The organism is Spongiivirga sp. MCCC 1A20706, from assembly GCF_046524175.1.
GTDB lineage: Bacteria > Bacteroidota > Bacteroidia > Flavobacteriales > Flavobacteriaceae > Spongiivirga.
Genome location: NZ_JBEFZF010000011.1, coordinates 1 through 20,721 on the forward strand (window position 1 = coordinate 1; position 20,721 = coordinate 20,721).

The window sequence follows — 20,721 nt, forward strand, 5'->3', positions numbered from 1 at the left end:
ACTTATAGGATAGTCCTAAAGAAAGGTAGTGTTCATCTTTATCAGAAAAGGTAAGATGATGTGCAAATGATGCCTGACCACCTCGTTGATTGGTGAATCCGTTTTTGTCATTAAACAAGATGGCACCCACTCCTGATCGATCAGAGATACGTCCATCGAAAGATAGGGATTGGGTATCGGGGGAGTTTTTTACCCCTACCCATTGGCTTACTCCATTAAGGCGTACCTGAAAACAATCACCAATACCAGCAAAGGCTGCTGAAATCAGATAGGGATTATCTGCCAAGTACTGATTGTTCAATGGTAAATTGAATTCTTGGGCAAGTAGCGGCTTTGTCGAAAAGCCGATTAGCATGAGGGTTAATACGTAGGTTAATTTCTTCATCATCTGCTATCTATATAAAGTAAAATGGCCTTTTATATCGGGGCGTAGACCATCATTTAATGTTATGACATACCAATAATCACCTGAAGGCAATTCTGTATTTTCATACATACCGGTCCAACCGGGGTTAAAATCACCTCTAAATCGCTTCATTAATCTTCCGTATCGATCAAATACTTTGATCTGTGCATTCGGGAAAAACTCTAATCCAGTTGGCATCCAATAATCGTTACGTCCATCTCCATTGGGGGTGAAGAAGTTAGGAACGATCACACCAATATACTCAAATTCTATTGTTGTTTGTGCAACACAACCAATGGCATCTCTAACCGTAACTGTATACTCACCAGTAGCGGTTACGTTAAACACGTTGTTAGTATCAAAAGTTATGCCGTCTATACTGTATTCAAAAGGAGCGGTTCCGTCAATACCTTGCGCTACAAATTCGTCAATACCACTTTGCTCCACTCGAATACTAAGATCAGGGAATACTTCCAGCGTTACTTCAAAAGTTTCATCATCTCCATAAACACATCCTGATGCATGCATGACTTGTAGATCGTAGGTATTGCCAGAAGGTAAATTGGTAAACAAATTACTTAGCTGGAAATTCACACCACCATCTACAGAATACATTACGTCATTAGCATATTGAGAGTCAACATCGATCGTAAGATCGTAGGTCTGATCACAATTATAAGTAGTAATTACAGTACTCGTGGTTAGATCTACTGGAGCATCTAGAGTGACTGTATTACTTGCCCCTCGACACATATTGGCATCTTCGATATAAATTGTGAACGATTGCCCACCATCTTGCATATCGATTGTTGCTGTGTTTCCAGTAATTAGATTGTAGGTGCCATTTTCGTCATTAACACTAATGCTATATGGAGCAGTTCCACCAGATATGGTAACTGTCACCGAAGCGTTATCATCTTCAACACATATTTCTTGATTATCGATAACCAAATTAGCATCAATTGGTAGTGGCTCAGTAATGGTAAAAGGTCTTTCTACAAAACATCCTCTAGCATCTGTTGCAATAATAGTATATGGTCCGGGAGTAAGATCTTCAAATAACGGATTATTAACGGTACGTAAAGGGTCAGACGAAATGATATAAGTATATGGAGGAGTACCACCGCTTACGAATATCTCTGCAGAACCATCACCATCACCATTACATTCAATATCATTAACATCTAAATTATCAACAACAATTGGAGTAGCGGGTTCTGTAATTATAATTGGCCCAAGTACATCTTCACAATCTGAACTAGTCCCTCGAATATAATAGGTTGTACCAGCAGGTAAACCATTAAAAACACCTTGCGAGAATGGACCTTGAATTGCGGTTGCCCCAACGGATGTAGGATCAACATTAAACAATTCGAACATGTTATTTCCAAGACCGCCAGTTGCTTCTACGCTAATAACACCTGTTGATTCACCTACACAATTAATAAATAGCGTGCTTTCATCATTATTTAAGGTTACATCAAGAGGTGTAGGAGCTTGAATAGTAACTTCGGTCGATGCATTTGAAACACATCCGCTTGCATCTTCAATATAATATTGATAGGTTCCGGCTGCCACATTAATATCAACCTGATTTCCGGTCATTGCGGTAAAAGGACCTGTAGCACTAGTGCTATATCCATATGGCGCGGATCCACCAAAGGCTGAAAGTCGTATTTGCCCAGGAGCTAAACATGTAACCTGATCAAATGTTATCAACGTTGAAGTTACTTCAACCGGATTTACAACTGGAATTACAGCCGTGGTAATATCACAACCAAAACCATCGGTCACCGTAACGGTATAATTACCAGCGATCAAATCATCAAAAACTGGACTTACTTGTGCTGCCTGACTTATTCCTGTGTCAACATTATTTAAAATGTAGTTGAATGGCGTCCCAATTCCACCACTAGCGGTTGCAGTAATTTGAGCGTTTGTATCATTAAAGCATACAAGCGGGCTAGTTACAGTACCTGATGCTGTTATGATATTAGCCACAGGAATGTTCACGACATTACTGGGTGGTTCACTACAACCATTTGCATCACGAACTCGCACTACATAATCGCCCGCTGGTAAGTTTGAGAATATAAGGTTATTTCCATTTGAAGTAAAATCATATCCTAGCACCGCTACATTCGGAGTCGCAGGGTCTTCAAGTTGAAGCTCATACATTCCCCAACCACCTCTTGGTGTTGCTGTAATTTGTCCGTCATTTCCAGGAACACAGCTAGGGTCATTGGTTCTGCTAGCAGTTACTGATAATGGAGCAGGAGGCGGAGCAATACTTACTAAACCTGAGCTTACCGGATTACAATTTGGAAAGCCCGTTTGTGCTATTTCTACACGGTAAGAACCTGCTGGTAAATCTAAAATATCTAAAGTTCCTGGAGCAACTCCTGAACCAGTAGCGGAAGGACCTGTAATTGGAGTTCCAGAAATATTATCGACAACCGTATAATTATAATTACCGGTATATCCTTGTACGTCAATTTGAATATCACCATCTGTAAACCCATCACAACTTACATTGTTAAGATTAATTGCGGTAACAGTGCCCTCATCAAATGGGTTGACGGTGTATGAAACAGTATCATTACAACCAGTTGTATTATCTGTTATTAAATAGGTGTATAATCCTGGATTATTTAATTGAATATTTCCTGGTGTCCCTATTACACTTCCTGAAGGTTGCTCAGTAACAGTATAGTTTCCACTACCATCAGCAATGGTAATTACAATATCTTCCGTTGTCGTACAACTTAATTGACTTGCGGTTGGATTTGCAACTGTTGCACTTACTTTTTGAATTGGAGGTATTTCGACAGTACCATCAGCATCTCCATCATCTATAACCAATTCGCAACCATTTACATCCCTAACGAGAACAACAATTTCTTGAGCAGTAGCGATAAAAGGAATATCAAAAGTGTTAGAACTGCTAAAACTTCCACCATTGAAACTATATAAATAGGTGTTTCCGGGAGTGAATGGTGTACCACCGCCTGCACCTGTTACAGTAACAGTTGACAAATCTGGATCATTATTAGCTGTACAAGCAAAAGTAGAAACAGTAACACCAGCTGTAAGTGGGTTTGTTTCGGTAATTTGAACATTATCATATGCTTCACAACCTCGCCCTGAAATTATTCGAACACGGTAAAAACCAGCTGGCAATCCTGAAAAGTTAGGACTATTCTGAGGACCGGTTCTTAGGGTCTGTAGTGCTGGATTATAGGTGGCTTCTGAATCATATAATTCATATTGATACCCTGGGTTTAGTCTTGCAGGTGGAGAGAAATTAAGTCTTGCTGAAATACTTCCTGTAGATTGACCATTACACAATACGTTAGTAACATCAGATGGATTTAATACTGGAATTTCCGGAGATTCTAAAGTAATCGGAATAGGTTGTACACAAGCTGTTGGTGCAGCATCAATTACGCGAACCGTATAATTTCCTGGCGATACATTGGAAATAGTATTAGCAATATTATCGATGGTAATTCCCAGTGTGATTTGTGTTGTATTGGCAGCATCCCATAATTCATAGGTTTGAGTCCCAGATCCACCATTTGGTATCATAGTAATTATACCATCGGCAATAATTGGGGTATTACCTGGGTTTGTACATGAAGGTTGGTTTGTTACAGTAGCACTGTATGCTAAAGGACTTGTAATATTCACGGGAATATTTCCGGTTTCGCAACCATTGGCATCTCGAAGATTTACCGTATACGCTCCAGAAGTTAAATCAGTAATATTGAATGGGAATGTTGCTTGATTTTGAAAAGCACCACCATTTAAACTAACCTGATAGGGTGCTACTCCAGCAGTAGTTAATGCTACATTAATAGCGAAACTGCCTTCAACGGCACAAGCATTTACAATCGTTGGGTTAATTACTGGCGCAGGGTCTGTCGGTACATTTACTAATGCAGCTGCCTGTTGAATACAATTAGAAGCATCTTTTACCCAAACGACATAATTACCACCAACTAGATTGTTCCAAATAGTTTGATTATTCCATCTTACATCGCCTACGGTAGGAGGTGTTATTGGAGCTGGTGAAGGGTCTGCTTCAACAATATATTCATAAGGCCCTATTCCAAATTGGCCTCGTACTGTGATTTGGCCTTGTTCAGTAGCAGAACACGTATCGTCATTTGAAGTGACATTTCCGGAAACTTCCAAAAGTGCTGCTGGACCTGTTATTGTGAAATCATCGGAAGCTCTTAAACAACCAAGCCCACCGGTTTCAGTGAATAGAATATAGTATTCTCCTGGTGCTATACCATTTATGTTTAAACCATTTGAGGGAGCTGCTGTTGGTTCATTGATAACTGGGCCAACTGGGGTATTGTCAAATGAATTAAACAACTGATAGTCAATTTGACCTCCCGGATACCCAGTAACATTAAAAGTTACTGAACCGCTATTACTTCCTAAACAGGTTTCATTGGTTGTTCCAGAAATATTGGATGTAACTGTTGCACTTGTTGAAACAGGAACTGTCGCATCTTCAAAATATTCACATCCAGTTGAAGTATCATGAACCACAAAGGTGTATGTTACTCCAGGATTTAGGCCTGTAAATGTATGTTCATATGGAGGGTTAATAGGGTCTTGTAAAAACCAATTTGGATCGGTAGTAGCGAATGGGGGTGCTGGATAAATTGCAAAATAAAAGGGTCCCGTACTCAATATTGTGGATGCATCTGCTTCAACTGTCATCACTCCTGAACCAGGAGTACAGCCTGGTGCTCCCGCCGTAAAATTTAATATATCTGGACCTTGACCTACCGTAATAGTTTCATTAAGTTCACAGCCAAAGGCGTCAACAATTTGTATATTGAAATTTCCAAAACTAGGAGTAGCTACATACAAATTGCCACTTACATTCGTATCATGAGTGTCACTGAAACCATTGACAGGATTAGTAATGGTATATATGTATGGAGCAGTACCGCCTGAGGCTGCTATTCTTATTTCTCCATCAGGAAAACCACCGATACAATCTATATTTTGAAAAGAACTATTTGATACAATAGCAGGATTTGTTCCTACTGTTTGCGTTGCTGAGGTAACTATACATTGTTTTGCATCCCTAACTCTTATTACATAATTTATTGCTGCCGGTAGTCCGCTAAAGGTAGTACTTGTTTGAAAAGGTCTTATGACCGTTGGGGTTGGACTGGCATCATCTTCAAGCTGATACTCAAAAGGCCCGTTTCCAGTAATGGTATTAACTTCGATTATTCCGGTATTTTCTCCATTACATTCAACATTAGTAATCGTTGCGACTGTAGCGTTAAATACGGGTGCAGTATTTGGCGTTACTGTAATAGTGTTACTTTGAACAATGCAGCTTTCAGCATCCGTAACATCAATTCTATATTCTCCTGCAGCGGCAATACTAGCGATTATTGTTGTTCCTGCTGAGGTTGCATCGTTTGTTACAACTGTCGGGGTTCCTGAGGGATCTCTAATCACATCATATAGATAGTTACCGCCACCATCAGGATATCCTCCGGTTATAGTAACAGTTATTAGCGCATCAGGGCTGGCAGTACAATCCAGATCTTTAGTCAATACAGCTGTTGCTGTAAGTTGAGGTTCTATAGTAAATGAAACACTATTTTCACAGCCTAAATCGTCTTGTACGAAAAACGTATATGACCCAGGAGCAAGGTTACTAAATGTATTACTTGTTGCAGTGGTTCCGGTGGTAAACGGATCTGTACCTTCTCTAAATGTGAAGGTGGCGCCGATTCTGGTTGAAGCAGCATTTACAGTTATTGATGCCTGATTTGTTCCGTCATAACAAAGGTCAGAAACAGGATCGATTGTAATTGTTGGAATCACTGCAGGGTCTAAATCAAAAGTTCTTAGTATGACACAACTATTGGCATCTGTAACTGTTATACGATACGTACCATCCTGATCTAAGTCATTAAAAACATTACTTGATTGTGGCCCCACAACAGTGGTAAGGTCAGGATACTTTAAGGTGTATTGATATGCGCCCCAACCACCTTGTACATTAATCGTAGCGGTACCGCCATTATTAGGAGTAAAACAAGTGATGGGGGTTGTTACAACCGGATTGGTTGAATCAAATTCTAAAACTGCTGGAGGGCTATCAATTGTCACATTAGCAGAAACAGTACAACCGGTTGTATCATCACTAACATCAATTGTATAGGTTCCTGCTGCTAACGGTCCAATGTTAATTGCAGCGTTTGTTGTAATATCGTTTCCGGGAGTTACAGCGGTTGGACCTCCCGTTATAGTATAGTCGTATTGAGTTGAATTAGAAACAGTAAAGTTGAATGCACCATCCGTGCTTCCTAGACAAGTCACATCGTTTGTCTTTGTTGTTGTAAGACTTATTTGTGGTGTATTTGTAATAGTAACATTCTCATCGTAAAAACAACTGTTTGCATCCGTAGTTCGTATTGTATAGGTACCCGACGGCAAATCGATAAATACATTGTCTCCACCAGTTAAAGCAGTACCTACTCCAGCAGGTCCGGCGATAATTTCATAATTAAAATGATCAGGTATTGGCGGTGCTGTGGTTGTTGGCGTGTCAACGAAAGCAGAACCTCCTGTTACACTTGTTATAGTGATATCATAGGCGATGGTATTCACTGAATTACATTGAGCTGCTGAGATGGTATAGTCGATATCGGTGGGTTCCGTTTTTGGGTTAATGGTCACAGCATTCAATACAACACTACAGTTATTAGCATCTCGAATGGTAATATTGCTGTAAGTACTGGCGCCAAGATTTTCAAAAATTGGGTTACTACCGAAGGTAACACCATCAATGCTATACTGTAAGGGGGCGGTACCTCCCATGGCAGCTTGTATTTCAATAATAGCGTCATTAGTTCCAGTATCACAATCTAACTGCTGTGTGACCGAGGCCAAACCAGTAATAGCGCTTGTTGGCTGATTTATAGTTTGTGTAAATGTTTGAGGGCATTGGGCGGTACCATTTGATGCCCTTACAATTATAGTATATGTTCCTGAGGTTAATCCCGAAAAAACATTGCTAGCCTGGTAGGTCGCACCGTTATCTATACTATAGTCCAAAGAATAACCATTATTAGTAGTAATATCTACCTGTATTGCACCGGTATTTTGACCAAAACATTCTACATCAGTATTAGTGAAGCTTACTGTTGGTAGTGCAAGTTGTTGCACATTTACAACATTACTATCTACAGTACAACCGTTATCATCTTCTACTGTTATGGTATAGTTCCCCGCAGTGGTAATTGGAAATGTATTGCCAATTTGTTGGGTGGTTCCACCATCGATACTGTAGCTATATGGGGGGATCCCTCCGGTTGGAGTAACTGTTATTTCCCCGTCTTGGCACGTAATATTTTGAGTGACCGAGGCACTAGCCGAAAAATTAGGATAATCAGCTATTGTAATCGGGGTTGGGTTGGTATAACTACAACCATCATTATTTGTTATCTCAACATCGTAGTCACCTGGTGCAAGATTCGCAAAGGTATGATCATTGTCGGCAGTAGGACCAAAAGTGGCTACGGTGCTACCGCTTTGTGATAATGTATATATATAGGTAGGACTTACTCCATTTACTTGAAAACGAATATTGCCATTGATAGTGCATACCTCATCTGTTACAAAGGTATCGACAGCAATATCTTCTTCGGCAATGATAATATCTTCCAACAGAAATTCACAACCAAAAATGGGAGCAGTTATTTGACGAATCAAGACATCATAGGTTCCTGCAGTAGCTATTGAGAACGAATTGCCAGTTTGCCAGTTAGTTCCATTATCAATACTAAACTCGTAGTTGCTTCCAACACCGTTTACGGTAATACTCCCTGGATTTCCACAAATGATATTTTCTGCTACCGGGTTAGGATCTAGAGGATTCTTAAAAACATCAAAGTAGAAAAATCTAAAACATCCATTAGGATAGGTAACCAATATTCTATATTGACCTGCATCGCTAACAGTAAAGTTTGCTGATGATGCAAGGGTATTCCATGTACAAGCTGCATCTAGTGTGGCACAGCCTTGACTCGTATTTACAGTACAACTGGTTTCATCAAGCTGTTGCCATTGAATACTCTGAATATTCACAAAATTTGTTTCTAATAATCTGGTTGCTGAAGCACCGCATAGGTACACTTCATATTTTTGAGAACCATCATTAGCACATGTTTTTACATCAATATCAGTATCTCCGACAGAAGCTTGTAAAGGGTGCGGATCACTACCAAAGGGTATTACATTAATAACTTCCGTATTATTCGGACAGGTATTTGGGGGTGTATTTGTTTTGCTAACGGTGTAGGTTCCCGGGGAAGTTACTGTAACTGATTGTGAATTACCAATAACCGTATTTGAAGCATCCCTCCATTCGTAGTTGGTAAAACCATTTCCGGCAGAAATGGTCAAGCTATTATTACAAATAATTTCATCTCTTACAAATGTGCAGGATGTAAGATCAACATTCACAGTAACTGGACCAGGAGTATCTGCATTGTAATCGGCTAATGTTGGATAGCTATCAACGTTAAAATTAGCTCCGGTACTATTTACGCGATCATAACTAATGTTTGCTTGATTCTCTAAAATTCCCGCACAGGCATCTCTAAAATCATCACATTGGTTAGAAACTTCAACCAATAAATCAATGTTTAATAGTGGATCGCCCACTTCCATTGTATTATCATTTATAGGAATGGTAACAGTACGAGTACCTGAATCGTAGGTTGTACCTGCTAATGAAGAAGAAACAAAATCAAGTCCTACCGGAAGAACATCGGTTACTTCAATATTAGTGGCATCATCATTACCGATATTTTGTAATTGAATACGGTAGTTAAATTGGTCACCAAGATTTACTGTTCCATTAGCAATATTTGCTGAGCTAGCAGCATTTTGAGCTGTTTTTATAAAACGTATTTCCGGTTCAAAAGTATCAATCAAAAATACCGTTGGGTCATCAGGATCTCCGTCAGTATCAGGATCAACATCAGCATTATCATCCGGATCATCGGATGCATCGCTTAAAGCTTCACCAGCAGGTCCGGTTGCATTTACGATTGCTGTGTTGGTGACGTTGCCATTAGCTAAGTCGGTGGCGGTAATAGTATATGTCGCGGTAAAAGTCGCATTATCAACACTTCTTCCATTTAAAGAAGCTAAAGGCCCACCCATAATAGTCACTATAGGATCGGTAATTGATATTCCTGTAATTTCAATATCACCGGTATTATCTACGGTAAATAGATAAGTAATGGTTTCGCCAACTTGTACGCGGCCATCTCCATTTTCGTCATTAAATACATCGCGTTTTAATAATTCAAAATCGACAATGTATTCTCTCCAATCTCGATCACCTCCCGGTGTGTCAACATCTGGAAAATCAGTAGGGAGGGTACCATTGTTAGTAGCATTGTTGTTAGATACACCAGTACCAGGAGTTACCACAGCATTTAAATCTACAGTATCGAAAGCGTCATCAAGGCCGTCATTGTCACTATCATTTCCTGTTAAAACAGTATCTGATATGCCATCGTTGTTGGTATCATAGGCCTCAATATTATCACTTTCTATATCACCATCGCTGTTAATATCTCTATAATCTGGTACTATTGCACCTCCCGAATTTACAGGGGTGATTACCGTTCCTCCTTGTGTAGCGTCGTAAGCATCATCAATACCATCTCCATCTGCATCATTACCTGAAGGTGGAATATAACCGGTAGTAGATTGTGCCTCTACGTTATCTACAATTCCGTCATTATCAGCATCGATATCATATAAATCTGCTCTTCCATCTAGATCGGTATCAAGAGTTGGGAGCGGAGTTCCACTAGTAACTTCACCAGCACCTGAGCCACTGTCAACATTATCAAAAGCATCTGCTAATCCATCACCATCGGCATCAACCATGCTTGTCGGGTCACCGGGAATAGGATAATCTACACGTCCATCGCCATCTGCATCGACCCCTCCGGCCTCAATAATATCCATAATACCATCATTATCGGCATCAAGATCTAAGCTGTTTGGAATTCCGTCTTGATCATCGTCATTACATTCAGGGGTACTGGTTACTGAAATCTGTACATTATCAATTAAGTTTCCAACAGAAAGAGAACCAGTGGCGGTACTTACAGCTTCAAACATGAAAAAAGTAGAAGTTTGACCAGCAGGAACTGTGTATGTTCCGCTATATGAAGACCAACTGCCTCGAGGACTCGTCATTACAATCTGCGTCGTAGCCGTTGCAAGGGAAGCACCAATACGTACTCGAGCAACATCAGTTCCGGCACGGCCTCTATGGTCAACTGACCAATTTAATACCGTACCAGGAGTTAAGCATAATTCTTGATATAGTGCTCCTGGGCGATTGGCATTTAATTCTGCCAGATGAGTCCCATCAGATGCAGGAACTCCTAAGAACCCATTGACCCATATTTCAATACGCCCATCGGATGCAGTGGTTAACCAACCGGGAATTTGAGACTCTTGATAGGGTCTCCATCGCGTTGCGAGAGGTGGGTTTTGAATATCAAAACTTTCATTGATAATTGGTTGAGAACAAAGAAAGGTTCCGCACTCTTCTGTATCAGGAATACCATCATTGTCATCGTCAATGTCGACACCATCGTCTATTCCATCACCATCAGAATCCATAAACAGTGCAAAAACAGCTATTTCGTCTTCATCCAGATTAGAAGAACTACTGATTTTTTTGTAAGAAAAACCTTGGGAAATAAAAATAATGCATACCAAAGCGGACGCATTCCTAATTAATTTTGATGGTAATATAGCAAGCCCAGATCGCCATAAAACACCAAAAAATGATAAGGGGCTAATTTTCATTTATTCGGGGACTTTTATAAGCACGTTAAAGTTAAGTTAACAACGCCAATACCACAATTTTCGTTTCTCGGTTTCGGTTAACGTTAATAAAAACGGATTAACTGCACAAAAACCGCATAAACACTAGGTTTTCTATTAATAGAACAACTGAAAAGAGTAAATCCCTAATGACTGCTCAAAATTTTAACATTCAAGAGATGTAGGATTTTAATCATTTAAAAATGAAATAATTCGATGGATTACAAAGTCTGTTCTCAGCATTCTAAAATGCCCGGTGCCCTCAATAATTTCTAAAGTAGATTTATTCCAAATATTATTGACGTTTTCCGGATCACGAATAGGTTGAATTTTGTCGTTTTTATCGTGTATGATGAGTGCCTTCTCTACTGATATCTTTTGAACAAAATCACTAACACTCAAACGTTCTATATCCTGACTTGTTTCTTGGGTAATTTTTTTAAGGAGTCTTTTTTTTACCTTTTCAGTTATCCCTACTTGCTCTGCTATAAAATCTACACGATCTACAAAGCGATCAGGATTGCTTAATAATGCATATTTTTTAATATGCAGCGTTGGATTATTGTATAAAGCGTATGTTGTTGCGACTGCACCAAACGAATGACTAATAATATGGTCCGGCTGCTCTTTTTGAATTAAAAATTGAACCGCTTCTGGGAAATCGAATAGGGAATTTGTTGAACGATCACTTGATCCATGAGAAGGGGCATCAAACGTAAAAACGTGATAGTTTTTATCTAACAACGCTTCAATAATATCGGCGAAATTACCACCATGGCCCTCCCAACCGTGTACTAAAAAAATCTTAGGCCCAGAGTTAAGGTAGCGATACGTTTTTAGATTTATATTATTGAAAATAACAGTTTCAGAAGTAGCTTTTTCTAAAACTCTTATTTCATGCGGACGTAATTTTTTTATTTGAGGAAAGGCCAATTTTTCATAGGCCTTTTTCACCATAAATGAAGGTGAAAAAAAACAGATTAAGCGTATAATTAATTTGGTCAAAACAAGTTTTTTGGTTGCTATTAGAAATATACTGAAATAAGTACTGGTCTTTGTACATTTACGATTTAAATTTTGAAAATGGGAGTTATTGAGGTTACCAATATTAAAGTCTATGCCTACCATGGTTGTCTTGTAGAAGAAGGTAAAATAGGATCAGACTATAGGGTTGATCTTAAGGTAGAAGCTGATTTAAGCAAATCTGCCCAAACAGATAGTTTAAAAGATACAGTAGATTATGTACTTCTTAATCAAATTGTGAAAGAAGAAATGGCCATTAGATCTAAACTATTAGAAGAAGTTGCGGATAGAATTCTGAATAGAATATTGAAAGAAAGTAGTTTAGTACAGGAAGCTTCCGTTTGGGTTTCTAAAATCAATCCACCTATAGGAGGCAATGTAGAAAAGGTAACAATTAAGATGTCCAAAAAACGTGAACTTTAACGGAATTTTTTAGGGGATCGATACATTATAATTTATTTTCACCTTATAAATCACAATTCACCCCAATTACCAATTAACTTGCCTAATGTAGAAAACTCATATTTAATGAGTTTTGGGCGTATTGTGCATTTTAGGATTTTATATTACATTTGCAGCCCTTGAAAGGGCGTCATGGCCGAGTGGCTAGGCGGAGCTCTGCAAAAGCTTTTACAGCGGTTCGAATCCGCTTGACGCCTCTGATAAAAACCTTTAATGCTATAGTAGCCTTAAAGGTTTTTTTATGCCTTTTTAAATTGGTGTTTACATGGCGTTGTGGCTGAATTGGTTAGGCTTAGTTCCGCAAGAACTTATATAGTGGTTCGAATCCACTCGGCGCCTCGATATTTTTAAAAAAAGGGTAGGGTTTTTACCCTGTTATTTGTTTTATACTTAAAGCAGAAAAAACCCCTTTTAAAATGGGTGTTTTAAATGCAGCTAAATATCCTAAAACTTAGGATATTTGTAAAAAATAAGGCGTTGTGGCTGAAATAGGATAGGCTAAGCTCCGCAAGAGTTTACACAGTGGTTCGAATCCACTCGGCGCCTCTACAATTATAAAAACCACCGAGACTAGCACAACATTCAGTGTCTCGGTGGTTTCTTTTTTTCAAAAACTGAAGTTGGTTCGTTAGAATTAGATTTTTTCAATATGGAGTATTAAGTAAATGATATGTTTACTTGTTCTTTATAGGATCGATAATTTTTTCTTCAATAAGATGCTGCATTTGTTCTTTTTTCCCTGGGAACAAGCCTTGACTAATTAATACAACGCCAAAAACAGCCAGGATAATACTGATAACTTTTTTTACTTTATAAATACGATAGCTCGTAAGTTTACTCTTAAGTTGTTTGGCTAGTAGTATTTTAAGAACATCAATCGCCAGATAGGATGCTAGAATGGTGCTAAAAAAAGTAATGATCCGGTTAGCATCCATATTAAGTTTAGGTCCAAATACGATAATTACCCCTAGCCAAAATCCTAACACTCCTATATTGATAAAGTTGAGCAAAAAGCCTTTAAAAAACAGACTGAAATAATTATTCTTATCAATTTTTATAGCAGTTTCATCTTCTGATTTTTTGTAATCTTTTTTGAGTTTAATAAAAGAGATTATTCCATAGGCCAATAATAAAATCCCACCAAAAATAAATAGAGCAGGATCGTCTTTTAATTTTTCGAGAATTTGATTGGTACTTAAATAAGCTACTAGAATAAAAACAATGTCTGCGAAAATCACCCCAATATCGAACACGAGTGCCGCTCTAAATCCCCTAATAGCACTTGTTTCTAACAGCACAAAAAATACTGGTCCTATAGTAAAGGCTAATAAAATTCCCCACGGAATTGCTGTGACAATATCATCAAACATTAAAAAAGGCGAAGTTTTAAACGAAAATAAGTCATTTGTCTAAAACTTCACCTTAGTACCAGTAAATTCGGTAAAGAAATTAAGAATTGCGTCACCTCTGCTTTTGGTCAAGATAGGACTTGATACTTAGCTTCTTACGCGTACTCGGCCTCCTAAAAAGGTGCTTTTGTTCACCGTACGTGGATTGCCATATATATCAACGTCGCCTCCGGCTCTAACTTTTACATCAACAGTTTCTGTAGCATTTACCTCGGCTTCGCCAGCGGCTCTAACTGTTATTTTTGTTTTTTCAGTTTGCAATTGGCGACCTTCATATATCCCTCCTGTATTTAATGTCACTTCTTGCGTTTTTGAAGTACCTGAAGCTTGTACAATACCTCCAGTTACAGATCGCACTTCAACGCGATCAACATCAAGACCAACTTTAATTCTTCCGCCTTCTTGACTTCGTAAATGAACATATGACTGTTCAATTAACTCGTTTGAGGTAATCACCGCACCCTCATTAGCATCTATAATTTCCAAATCTTTATAATGTACCTCTACGAAAGTGTTAGCGCCATCAAATATTTTATCAAATTGCATTCTAATCTTTAACTTTCCATTTTTATTAATGACTTCTACGTCATCAGCATCTCGTCCACTAATGATTACCTTTTCTTCATCAGACTTTACCAAATTCACCTCAATACGATCAAATACTTTTACATCATAGAAATCCCCCACATTTTTTTCTTTTGGGTTTTGAGCAAATAGCCCTAAAGTGATTAAGCTTAAAGCGATAGTTGTTATTTTTTTCATGGTTTCTGTTCGTTTTTTGTTTGCTATAAAGATGAGGTAAATAATAAACTGTTACACCTTTTTTCAAAAATAGTGGCATTTAACAATAAGTGATTTTAAAATATACTTAAAAAAGACGATTTTAGCCTTTACGTGCGTTAGTAAAAGCACAAACACATGATGACGATTAAAAAAGAAGCGAGTTGATGAAGTATTTATTTTGTGTATTGGCCTTATTAAGTTTTTCTATAAGCCTAGGTCAACAAGATTCTATTCCTAAAAAAAATGAAATTAAGATTGAAGCGGTTGTTGATTCTTTAGAAAAACCAATTCAAAAAATTGAAGGACTAAGTGATGCTAGTCAAATTATTAATGAAAAGAGCATTGCAGGTTTCAGAGATTATCAAAAGGCATACGCTTATGACAGTATTTGGTTAAAACTTCAACGCGAATCGGATTATCACGACCTAACCAAACAAATTTCTGAAGATGAAACCAGTGTGGTGAATGCTGTTTTGCCGACTGATACTTTAAAACATCGACTCGCACTGCTCAATGAACGAACCCCATTTAATGTGGAATACAATCCTGGATTAGAGCGTGTTATTAATACATTTTTGAGCAAAAAATCCGATTTTTTACAACGAATGTTGACCGCCAGTCAATTTTACTTTCCTATGTTCGAGCAGCAACTAGATAATTATGATATTCCGTTAGAAATGAAATATCTGGCAATTGTCGAGTCGGCTTTAAACCCAAGAGCACGTTCGAGAGTTGGTGCAACAGGACTTTGGCAGTTTATGTATCCTACGGGAAGACAGTTTGGACTTGATGTAAACAGCTATGTTGATGAGCGTCGTGACCCTATCATGGCGACCGAAGCAGCTTGTAAATATTTGAAAGCACTTCATAAAACTTTTGACGATTGGGATCTTGCCTTAGCAGCGTATAATTCAGGACCCGGAAACGTATCTCGTGCTATCAGACGATCAGGAGGTAGAACTAATTATTGGAATTTAAGAGGATTTCTACCTAGAGAAACGGCTGGCTATGTACCCGCTTTTCTGGCAATGATGTATATTTTTGAGTATGCCGATGCACATGGTCTACAACCTCAAAAACTGGCAACCCCTTATTTTGAAACTGATACGTTGCATATAAAACAACTAATTACATTTGATCAAATTGAAGCGGTAACCGATATTTCACAAAAAGAGCTCCAGTTTTTTAATCCGTCTTATAAGCTAGATATTATTCCAGTTGTAAAAGGTAAAAACTATTATTTGCGATTACCAAAAGAAGCATCAGGTCGTTTTGTTTCGAATGAAGATTCTATTTATTCGTATGCTAAAGCGGAGATAGCAAAGCGTGAAAAACCGTTGCCTAAGTTACAAGAGCTCAACAATCGTATTCGATATAGGGTTCGAAGTGGAGATTACTTAGGAAAGATTGCCAATTTATACGGTGTTCGTATTCGAGACATTAAGCGATGGAACGGGATGCGAAGTAATAATCTAAAAGTTGGTCAGCGGTTGACTATTTTCCCTAGAAAACCTGGCTTTGCTGTTGTAAAATCTAAAAAGTCCAAACCGATAAATCTTGCTAATGCAACCACATATATTGTTGAAGAAGGAGACTCGCTTTGGACTATTTCGCAAAAATTTCCTGGAGTTTCTATTCAAAATATTAAAGATTGGAACGATATTAGTAGTAGTAAATTGCAACCCGGTATGAAACTTAAAATATCCGGGGGTAACCCTTAAACCGAATATTATGCGAAAAATAGCAATTGCATTACTATCCTTATTACTACTTTTAGGTTGTTTTAGTAAAACGGATAAAAAAGACTTATTGCCAAAATCCTATGGTAGGATGGGCTCTTTAGCTGTTGTAATAGAAAATGACCTGTGGAAAGGGGAGGTAGGAGAAGCAGTTCGTGATATTTTTGCGGCAGAGGCAATTGGTTTACCTCAAATTGAGCCTGTGTTTTCACTTCTTCAAATGCCTAATAGTGCTTTTAGCGGTTACACTAAAAATTACCGTAATGCGCTGATCATAAAAAAGGGGGACAATGTCACTTTCGGAATTAGTGAAGATAAAAATGCATCGCCGCAAAAATTAGTATATGTTATTGACACAACAGATGAGAAGATTATTGAGAATTTAAAATCTCAAAAAGATAAGATCATACAAACGTTTCGTGAAAATGATATACAGGAAAGCTGGGGTAGATTTAGAGGTACACCCTATGAGAAGAACGATGTAAGTGAAACCTTTAATATTGATATGCTATTAACTTCCTTATATAAAACTAAAAGAAAGGAAGATGCTTTTATGTGGTTACAAAAAGAAATTAAAGAAGGGAGTCAGAATATTTTAATTTACGAATTGCCCAAAGGAGTCATTCAATATAAAGATTCTGCTGCGGTTTCAGGGATTATAAAAATGAGAGATTCTATTGGTAAAACGTTTATTCCTGGCCGCCTTGATAACACTCATATGATTACTGAAGAAGCCTATGCGCCTTATGTTTTTGATGCAATTTTAGATAATAAACCTGCAATAGAAACAAGAGGGACATGGGAAGTAAAAGGAGATTTTATGGCTGGGCCTTTTTTAAACTATATCATCAACGACGACATTAATAATCGTCAATTGGTGATTGAAGGTTTTACATTTGCACCTTCTGTAGAAAAGCGAAATTTTATGCTTGAGCTTGAGGCCATTCTTCGGTCAGTCAAGATTAGAAAATAAAAGATATTCCTTAGATGTTAGTGCCAACCTTCATTCGTTAGAGGTTTTCACTTGAAAAATTTGTTCAATAAAAAAAGGTGAAACCTCAAGAGTGCACCTTCATATTTTTATTGGTAAAAGAATAATCCTATTCCTCTACTTTTTTAGTGTCTTCCTCTTCCTTAGTGGCATCTTTAAATTCTTTAATACCGCTACCAAGACCCCTCATTAATTCAGGGATTTTTTTGCCTCCAAATAATAGTAATACAACTCCGACAATTATAGCAATTTGCCAAGGTCCCATTACAAGTGGTATATTTAAAAAAGTCATTGTCTTATTTTTTTAGATAAACAAAGGTAGTAAAAAACAATATAATCTAACTCAAACAAGTTATCAATTAACAGCATAGCAATCTGCTAAAATTGCCTAAAATCTAAAGGGATAATAGGCGAATATTTATATTTGCTTTGAATTATGGCAAAAAAGAAGGAAAAAAGAAAACAATTTAAACGCAAACTACTACATCAATATCGTATGGTTGTGTTGAATGAAGAAACTTTTGAGGAGCGTTTTTCATTCAAACTAACCCGATTGAATGTTTTTGTTGTAGGGACGCTATGTTCTCTTGTGCTTATCGCTTTAACCGTTATTTTTATTGCCTTTACGCCTATTCGTGAATATATTCCTGGCTATTCTTCAACCGCTTTAAAGGAAAAAGCGACTTTACTAACCTATAAGACAGATTCCCTTGAACATATTATCTCACGAAATAATATGTATTTGAATTCGGTTAGAAAAGTATTGACTGGCGATATTTCTGGTGATGAAGTGAATAAGGATTCGTTATTTGAGGAGTTTAATGTTGATAAAATGGAAATTGACTTAGATCCTATAAAAGAAGATTCTATATTAAGGGAAGAAGTTTCAAGAGAGGATAAATTTAATTTGTTCGATTCTGCCACTTCGAAAGTAGGCTTTGTACCATTTACTCCTGTTTCGGGTACCATTTCACAAGGGTATAATCCTAAAGAAAAACATTATGCTGTTGATGTTGTTGTAAAAGAGGGGACTCCTATAAAATCGGTTGCAGACGGAACTGTTATATTCGCAGGTTGGACAACCGATACTGGCTATGTTATGATCATTGAGCACGCTAATAGCTTATTGTCTGTTTATAAACACAACGAATCATTAACTAAAGAACAAGGTGAATTGGTAAAGGCAGGCGAAGTAATTGCTACATCAGGCTCGACCGGAGAACTTACTACTGGGCCTCATCTTCATTTCGAATTATGGAGTGATGGCTATCCCATGAATCCAACAAATTTTATAGATTTTGAGTAGTCTAAAAATTAATTTTGATAAAGCTTAATGTCTTTAAAATCATTTGCAGCCAAAATTTTCGCTAAGCGAATTCGTAAGAAAACTAATAAATGGGCCTACAATCCAATTGAAACGCAACAAGAAGTTTTTCACGATTTAATATCGAGTGCTACTAGTACCACATTTGGAAAAGATCATGATTTTATTAGTATTAATAATCATGACGATTTTGTTAAACGGGTTCCAATTAGAGACTACGAAGCCTTAAGGCCCTATGCCGATCGTGTGGTCGAAGGAGAAACGAACATACTTTGGCCGGGCAAACCACTTTACTTTGCAAAAACCTCAGGAACGACATCTGGGGCAAAGTATATTCCTATTACCAAAGAATCGATGCCTAGTCATATAGAGGCAGCCAGAAATGCTATTTTGCTATATATCGCAGAAACAGGAAATGCCGATTTTGTAGATGGTAAAATGATATTTCTTCAAGGAAGCCCTGAACTGTCAGACAAAAATGGCGTAAAACTGGGGCGACTTTCCGGCATTGTAGCACATTATGTACCGCGATATCTGCAAACCAATAGACTGCCAAGTTGGAAGACCAATTGTATTGACGATTGGGAAACGAAGGTAGAGGCTGTTGTTGATGAGACCATTTATGAAGATATGGCGATTATCAGTGGAATCCCATCTTGGGTGCAAATGTATTTTGAGCGTTTGATTGAGCGTTCTGAGAAAAAGGTAGGAGATCTATTTAAAAATTTCAATCTCTTCATCTATGGAGGGGTGAATTTTGAACCTTATCGGGCCAAGTTTGAAAATATGATTGGCCGAAAAGTTGATAGTATCGAGTTATACCCGGCATCAGAAGGGTTTTTTGCTTTCCAAGATTCGCAAAAAGAGAAGGGAATGCTCTTACAACTCAACTCAGGTATTTTTTATGAGTTTGTCAAAGCAGATGAATTTTTTGATGAAAACCCTAAGCGTATTACTTTAAAAGAGGTGCAGATAGGGGTAAATTATGTGATGATTATATCCACCAATGCCGGTTTATGGGCCTATAACATTGGAGATACTGTTCAGTTTACATCAATAAAACCTTATCGTGTTATCGTCTCTGGCAGAATTAAGCATTTTATTTCAGCCTTTGGTGAACATGTTATTGGTAAAGAGGTAGAACAAGCTATAAAAGAAGCTGTTGAAGGAACTGATATACGAATCAACGAATTTACCGTAGCACCTCAAATTAACCCAGCCGAAGGGTTACCCTATCATGAATGGTTTATTGAGTTTGAAAATGACCCTGGAGATCTGTCTTCATTTGCTCAAAAAATTGATAAAGCGCTACAAGATCAAAACAGCTATTATTTTGATTTGATAGATGGGAAAATTCTAAAAACACTCGAAATAAGCAAAGTGCCTAATGGCGGTTTCAATAAGTACATGAAATCAGTTGGAAAATTAGGAGGGCAGAATAAAATTCCAAGGCTGTCAAACGATCGTAAGATTGCTGATAAGCTTAATGATCTTTAATTTCGATACAGTTAAAGTGCTGAATCTATTTCACCTTTTTCCGCAGTATAGCAGTTTTTTTCGTTAAAAATTTTCGAAGCCTTGGAGAAAATTTAGAGAAAACACTGCGGTTTTTTGCTTTTAGCAAAAAAATACCTTGGAAAAAGAGTCTTTTCTTTTGATTCGTTTTCTTAGGA

General features: G+C 37.7%; 11 protein-coding genes and 3 tRNA genes. 8 read left to right on the top strand and 6 right to left on the bottom strand.

The window, feature by feature from the left end; all coding sequences use genetic code 11:
• From ABN763_RS18440 to ABN763_RS18450, 3 genes are all read right to left on the bottom strand, one after another.
• The coding region (locus ABN763_RS18440) for a type IX secretion system membrane protein PorP/SprF (RefSeq protein ID WP_410486981.1) at positions 1–388 on the bottom strand (388 nt) is incomplete at its 3' end.
• A gap of 3 nt (positions 389–391) precedes the next feature.
• The gene (locus ABN763_RS18445) at positions 392–11,299 is read right to left on the bottom strand and encodes a T9SS type B sorting domain-containing protein (RefSeq protein WP_410486982.1); all 10,908 of its coding nucleotides are present in this window, start codon (positions 11,297–11,299) and stop codon (positions 392–394) included.
• A gap of 207 nt (positions 11,300–11,506) precedes the next feature.
• A complete protein-coding gene (locus ABN763_RS18450) occupies positions 11,507–12,322 on the bottom strand; it encodes an alpha/beta fold hydrolase (RefSeq protein WP_410486983.1) in 816 nt (271 codons plus the stop codon).
• Positions 12,323–12,400: 78 nt separating this feature from the next.
• Between ABN763_RS18450 and folB the strand changes: the two genes are divergently transcribed.
• The 4 genes from folB (at position 12,401) to ABN763_RS18470 (ending at position 13,348) form a co-directional block, all read left to right on the top strand.
• Complete coding sequence (gene folB / locus ABN763_RS18455) at positions 12,401–12,763, top strand: dihydroneopterin aldolase (RefSeq protein WP_410486984.1); 363 nt, start codon at positions 12,401–12,403, stop codon at positions 12,761–12,763.
• Positions 12,764–12,928: 165 nt separating this feature from the next.
• Positions 12,929–12,999: transfer RNA gene (locus tag ABN763_RS18460), tRNA-Cys, on the top strand.
• A gap of 70 nt (positions 13,000–13,069) precedes the next feature.
• Positions 13,070–13,141, top strand: a tRNA-Cys gene (locus ABN763_RS18465).
• A gap of 134 nt (positions 13,142–13,275) precedes the next feature.
• Positions 13,276–13,348 (top strand) — tRNA-Cys (locus ABN763_RS18470).
• A gap of 128 nt (positions 13,349–13,476) precedes the next feature.
• Here the strand turns inward: ABN763_RS18470 and ABN763_RS18475 are convergent.
• Both ABN763_RS18475 and ABN763_RS18480 read right to left on the bottom strand, forming a co-directional pair.
• On the bottom strand, positions 13,477–14,172 hold the full coding sequence (locus ABN763_RS18475; protein ID WP_410486985.1) for a LysE family translocator: 696 nt from the start codon (positions 14,170–14,172) through the stop codon (positions 13,477–13,479).
• Between the two features lie 126 nt (positions 14,173–14,298).
• Entirely contained in the window at positions 14,299–14,973 is a 675-nt protein-coding gene (locus ABN763_RS18480) for a head GIN domain-containing protein (RefSeq protein ID WP_410486986.1), read from the bottom strand.
• A 185-nt stretch (positions 14,974–15,158) separates the two neighbouring features.
• On the opposite strand from ABN763_RS18480, the gene ABN763_RS18485 reads away from it, so the two are divergent.
• Positions 15,159–16,715 (top strand): LysM peptidoglycan-binding domain-containing protein, encoded by a 1,557-nt coding sequence (locus ABN763_RS18485; protein WP_410486987.1) that lies wholly within the window; start codon positions 15,159–15,161, stop codon positions 16,713–16,715.
• 10 nt (positions 16,716–16,725) lie between these two features.
• Entirely contained in the window at positions 16,726–17,706 is a 981-nt protein-coding gene (locus ABN763_RS18490) for a DUF4837 family protein (RefSeq protein WP_410486988.1), read from the top strand.
• A gap of 127 nt (positions 17,707–17,833) precedes the next feature.
• Here the strand turns inward: ABN763_RS18490 and ABN763_RS18495 are convergent, their stop codons facing one another.
• Complete coding sequence (locus ABN763_RS18495) at positions 17,834–18,016, bottom strand: twin-arginine translocase TatA/TatE family subunit (RefSeq protein WP_410486989.1); 183 nt, start codon at positions 18,014–18,016, stop codon at positions 17,834–17,836.
• A 144-nt stretch (positions 18,017–18,160) separates the two neighbouring features.
• On the opposite strand from ABN763_RS18495, the gene ABN763_RS18500 reads away from it, so the two are divergent.
• Positions 18,161–19,030: a M23 family metallopeptidase gene (locus ABN763_RS18500; RefSeq protein WP_410486990.1), complete on the top strand. Its 870-nt coding sequence runs from the start codon at positions 18,161–18,163 to the stop codon at positions 19,028–19,030.
• 27 nt (positions 19,031–19,057) lie between these two features.
• Positions 19,058–20,545: a GH3 auxin-responsive promoter family protein gene (locus tag ABN763_RS18505; protein WP_410486991.1), complete on the top strand. Its 1,488-nt coding sequence runs from the start codon at positions 19,058–19,060 to the stop codon at positions 20,543–20,545.
• Positions 20,546–20,721 lie beyond the last annotated feature (176 nt).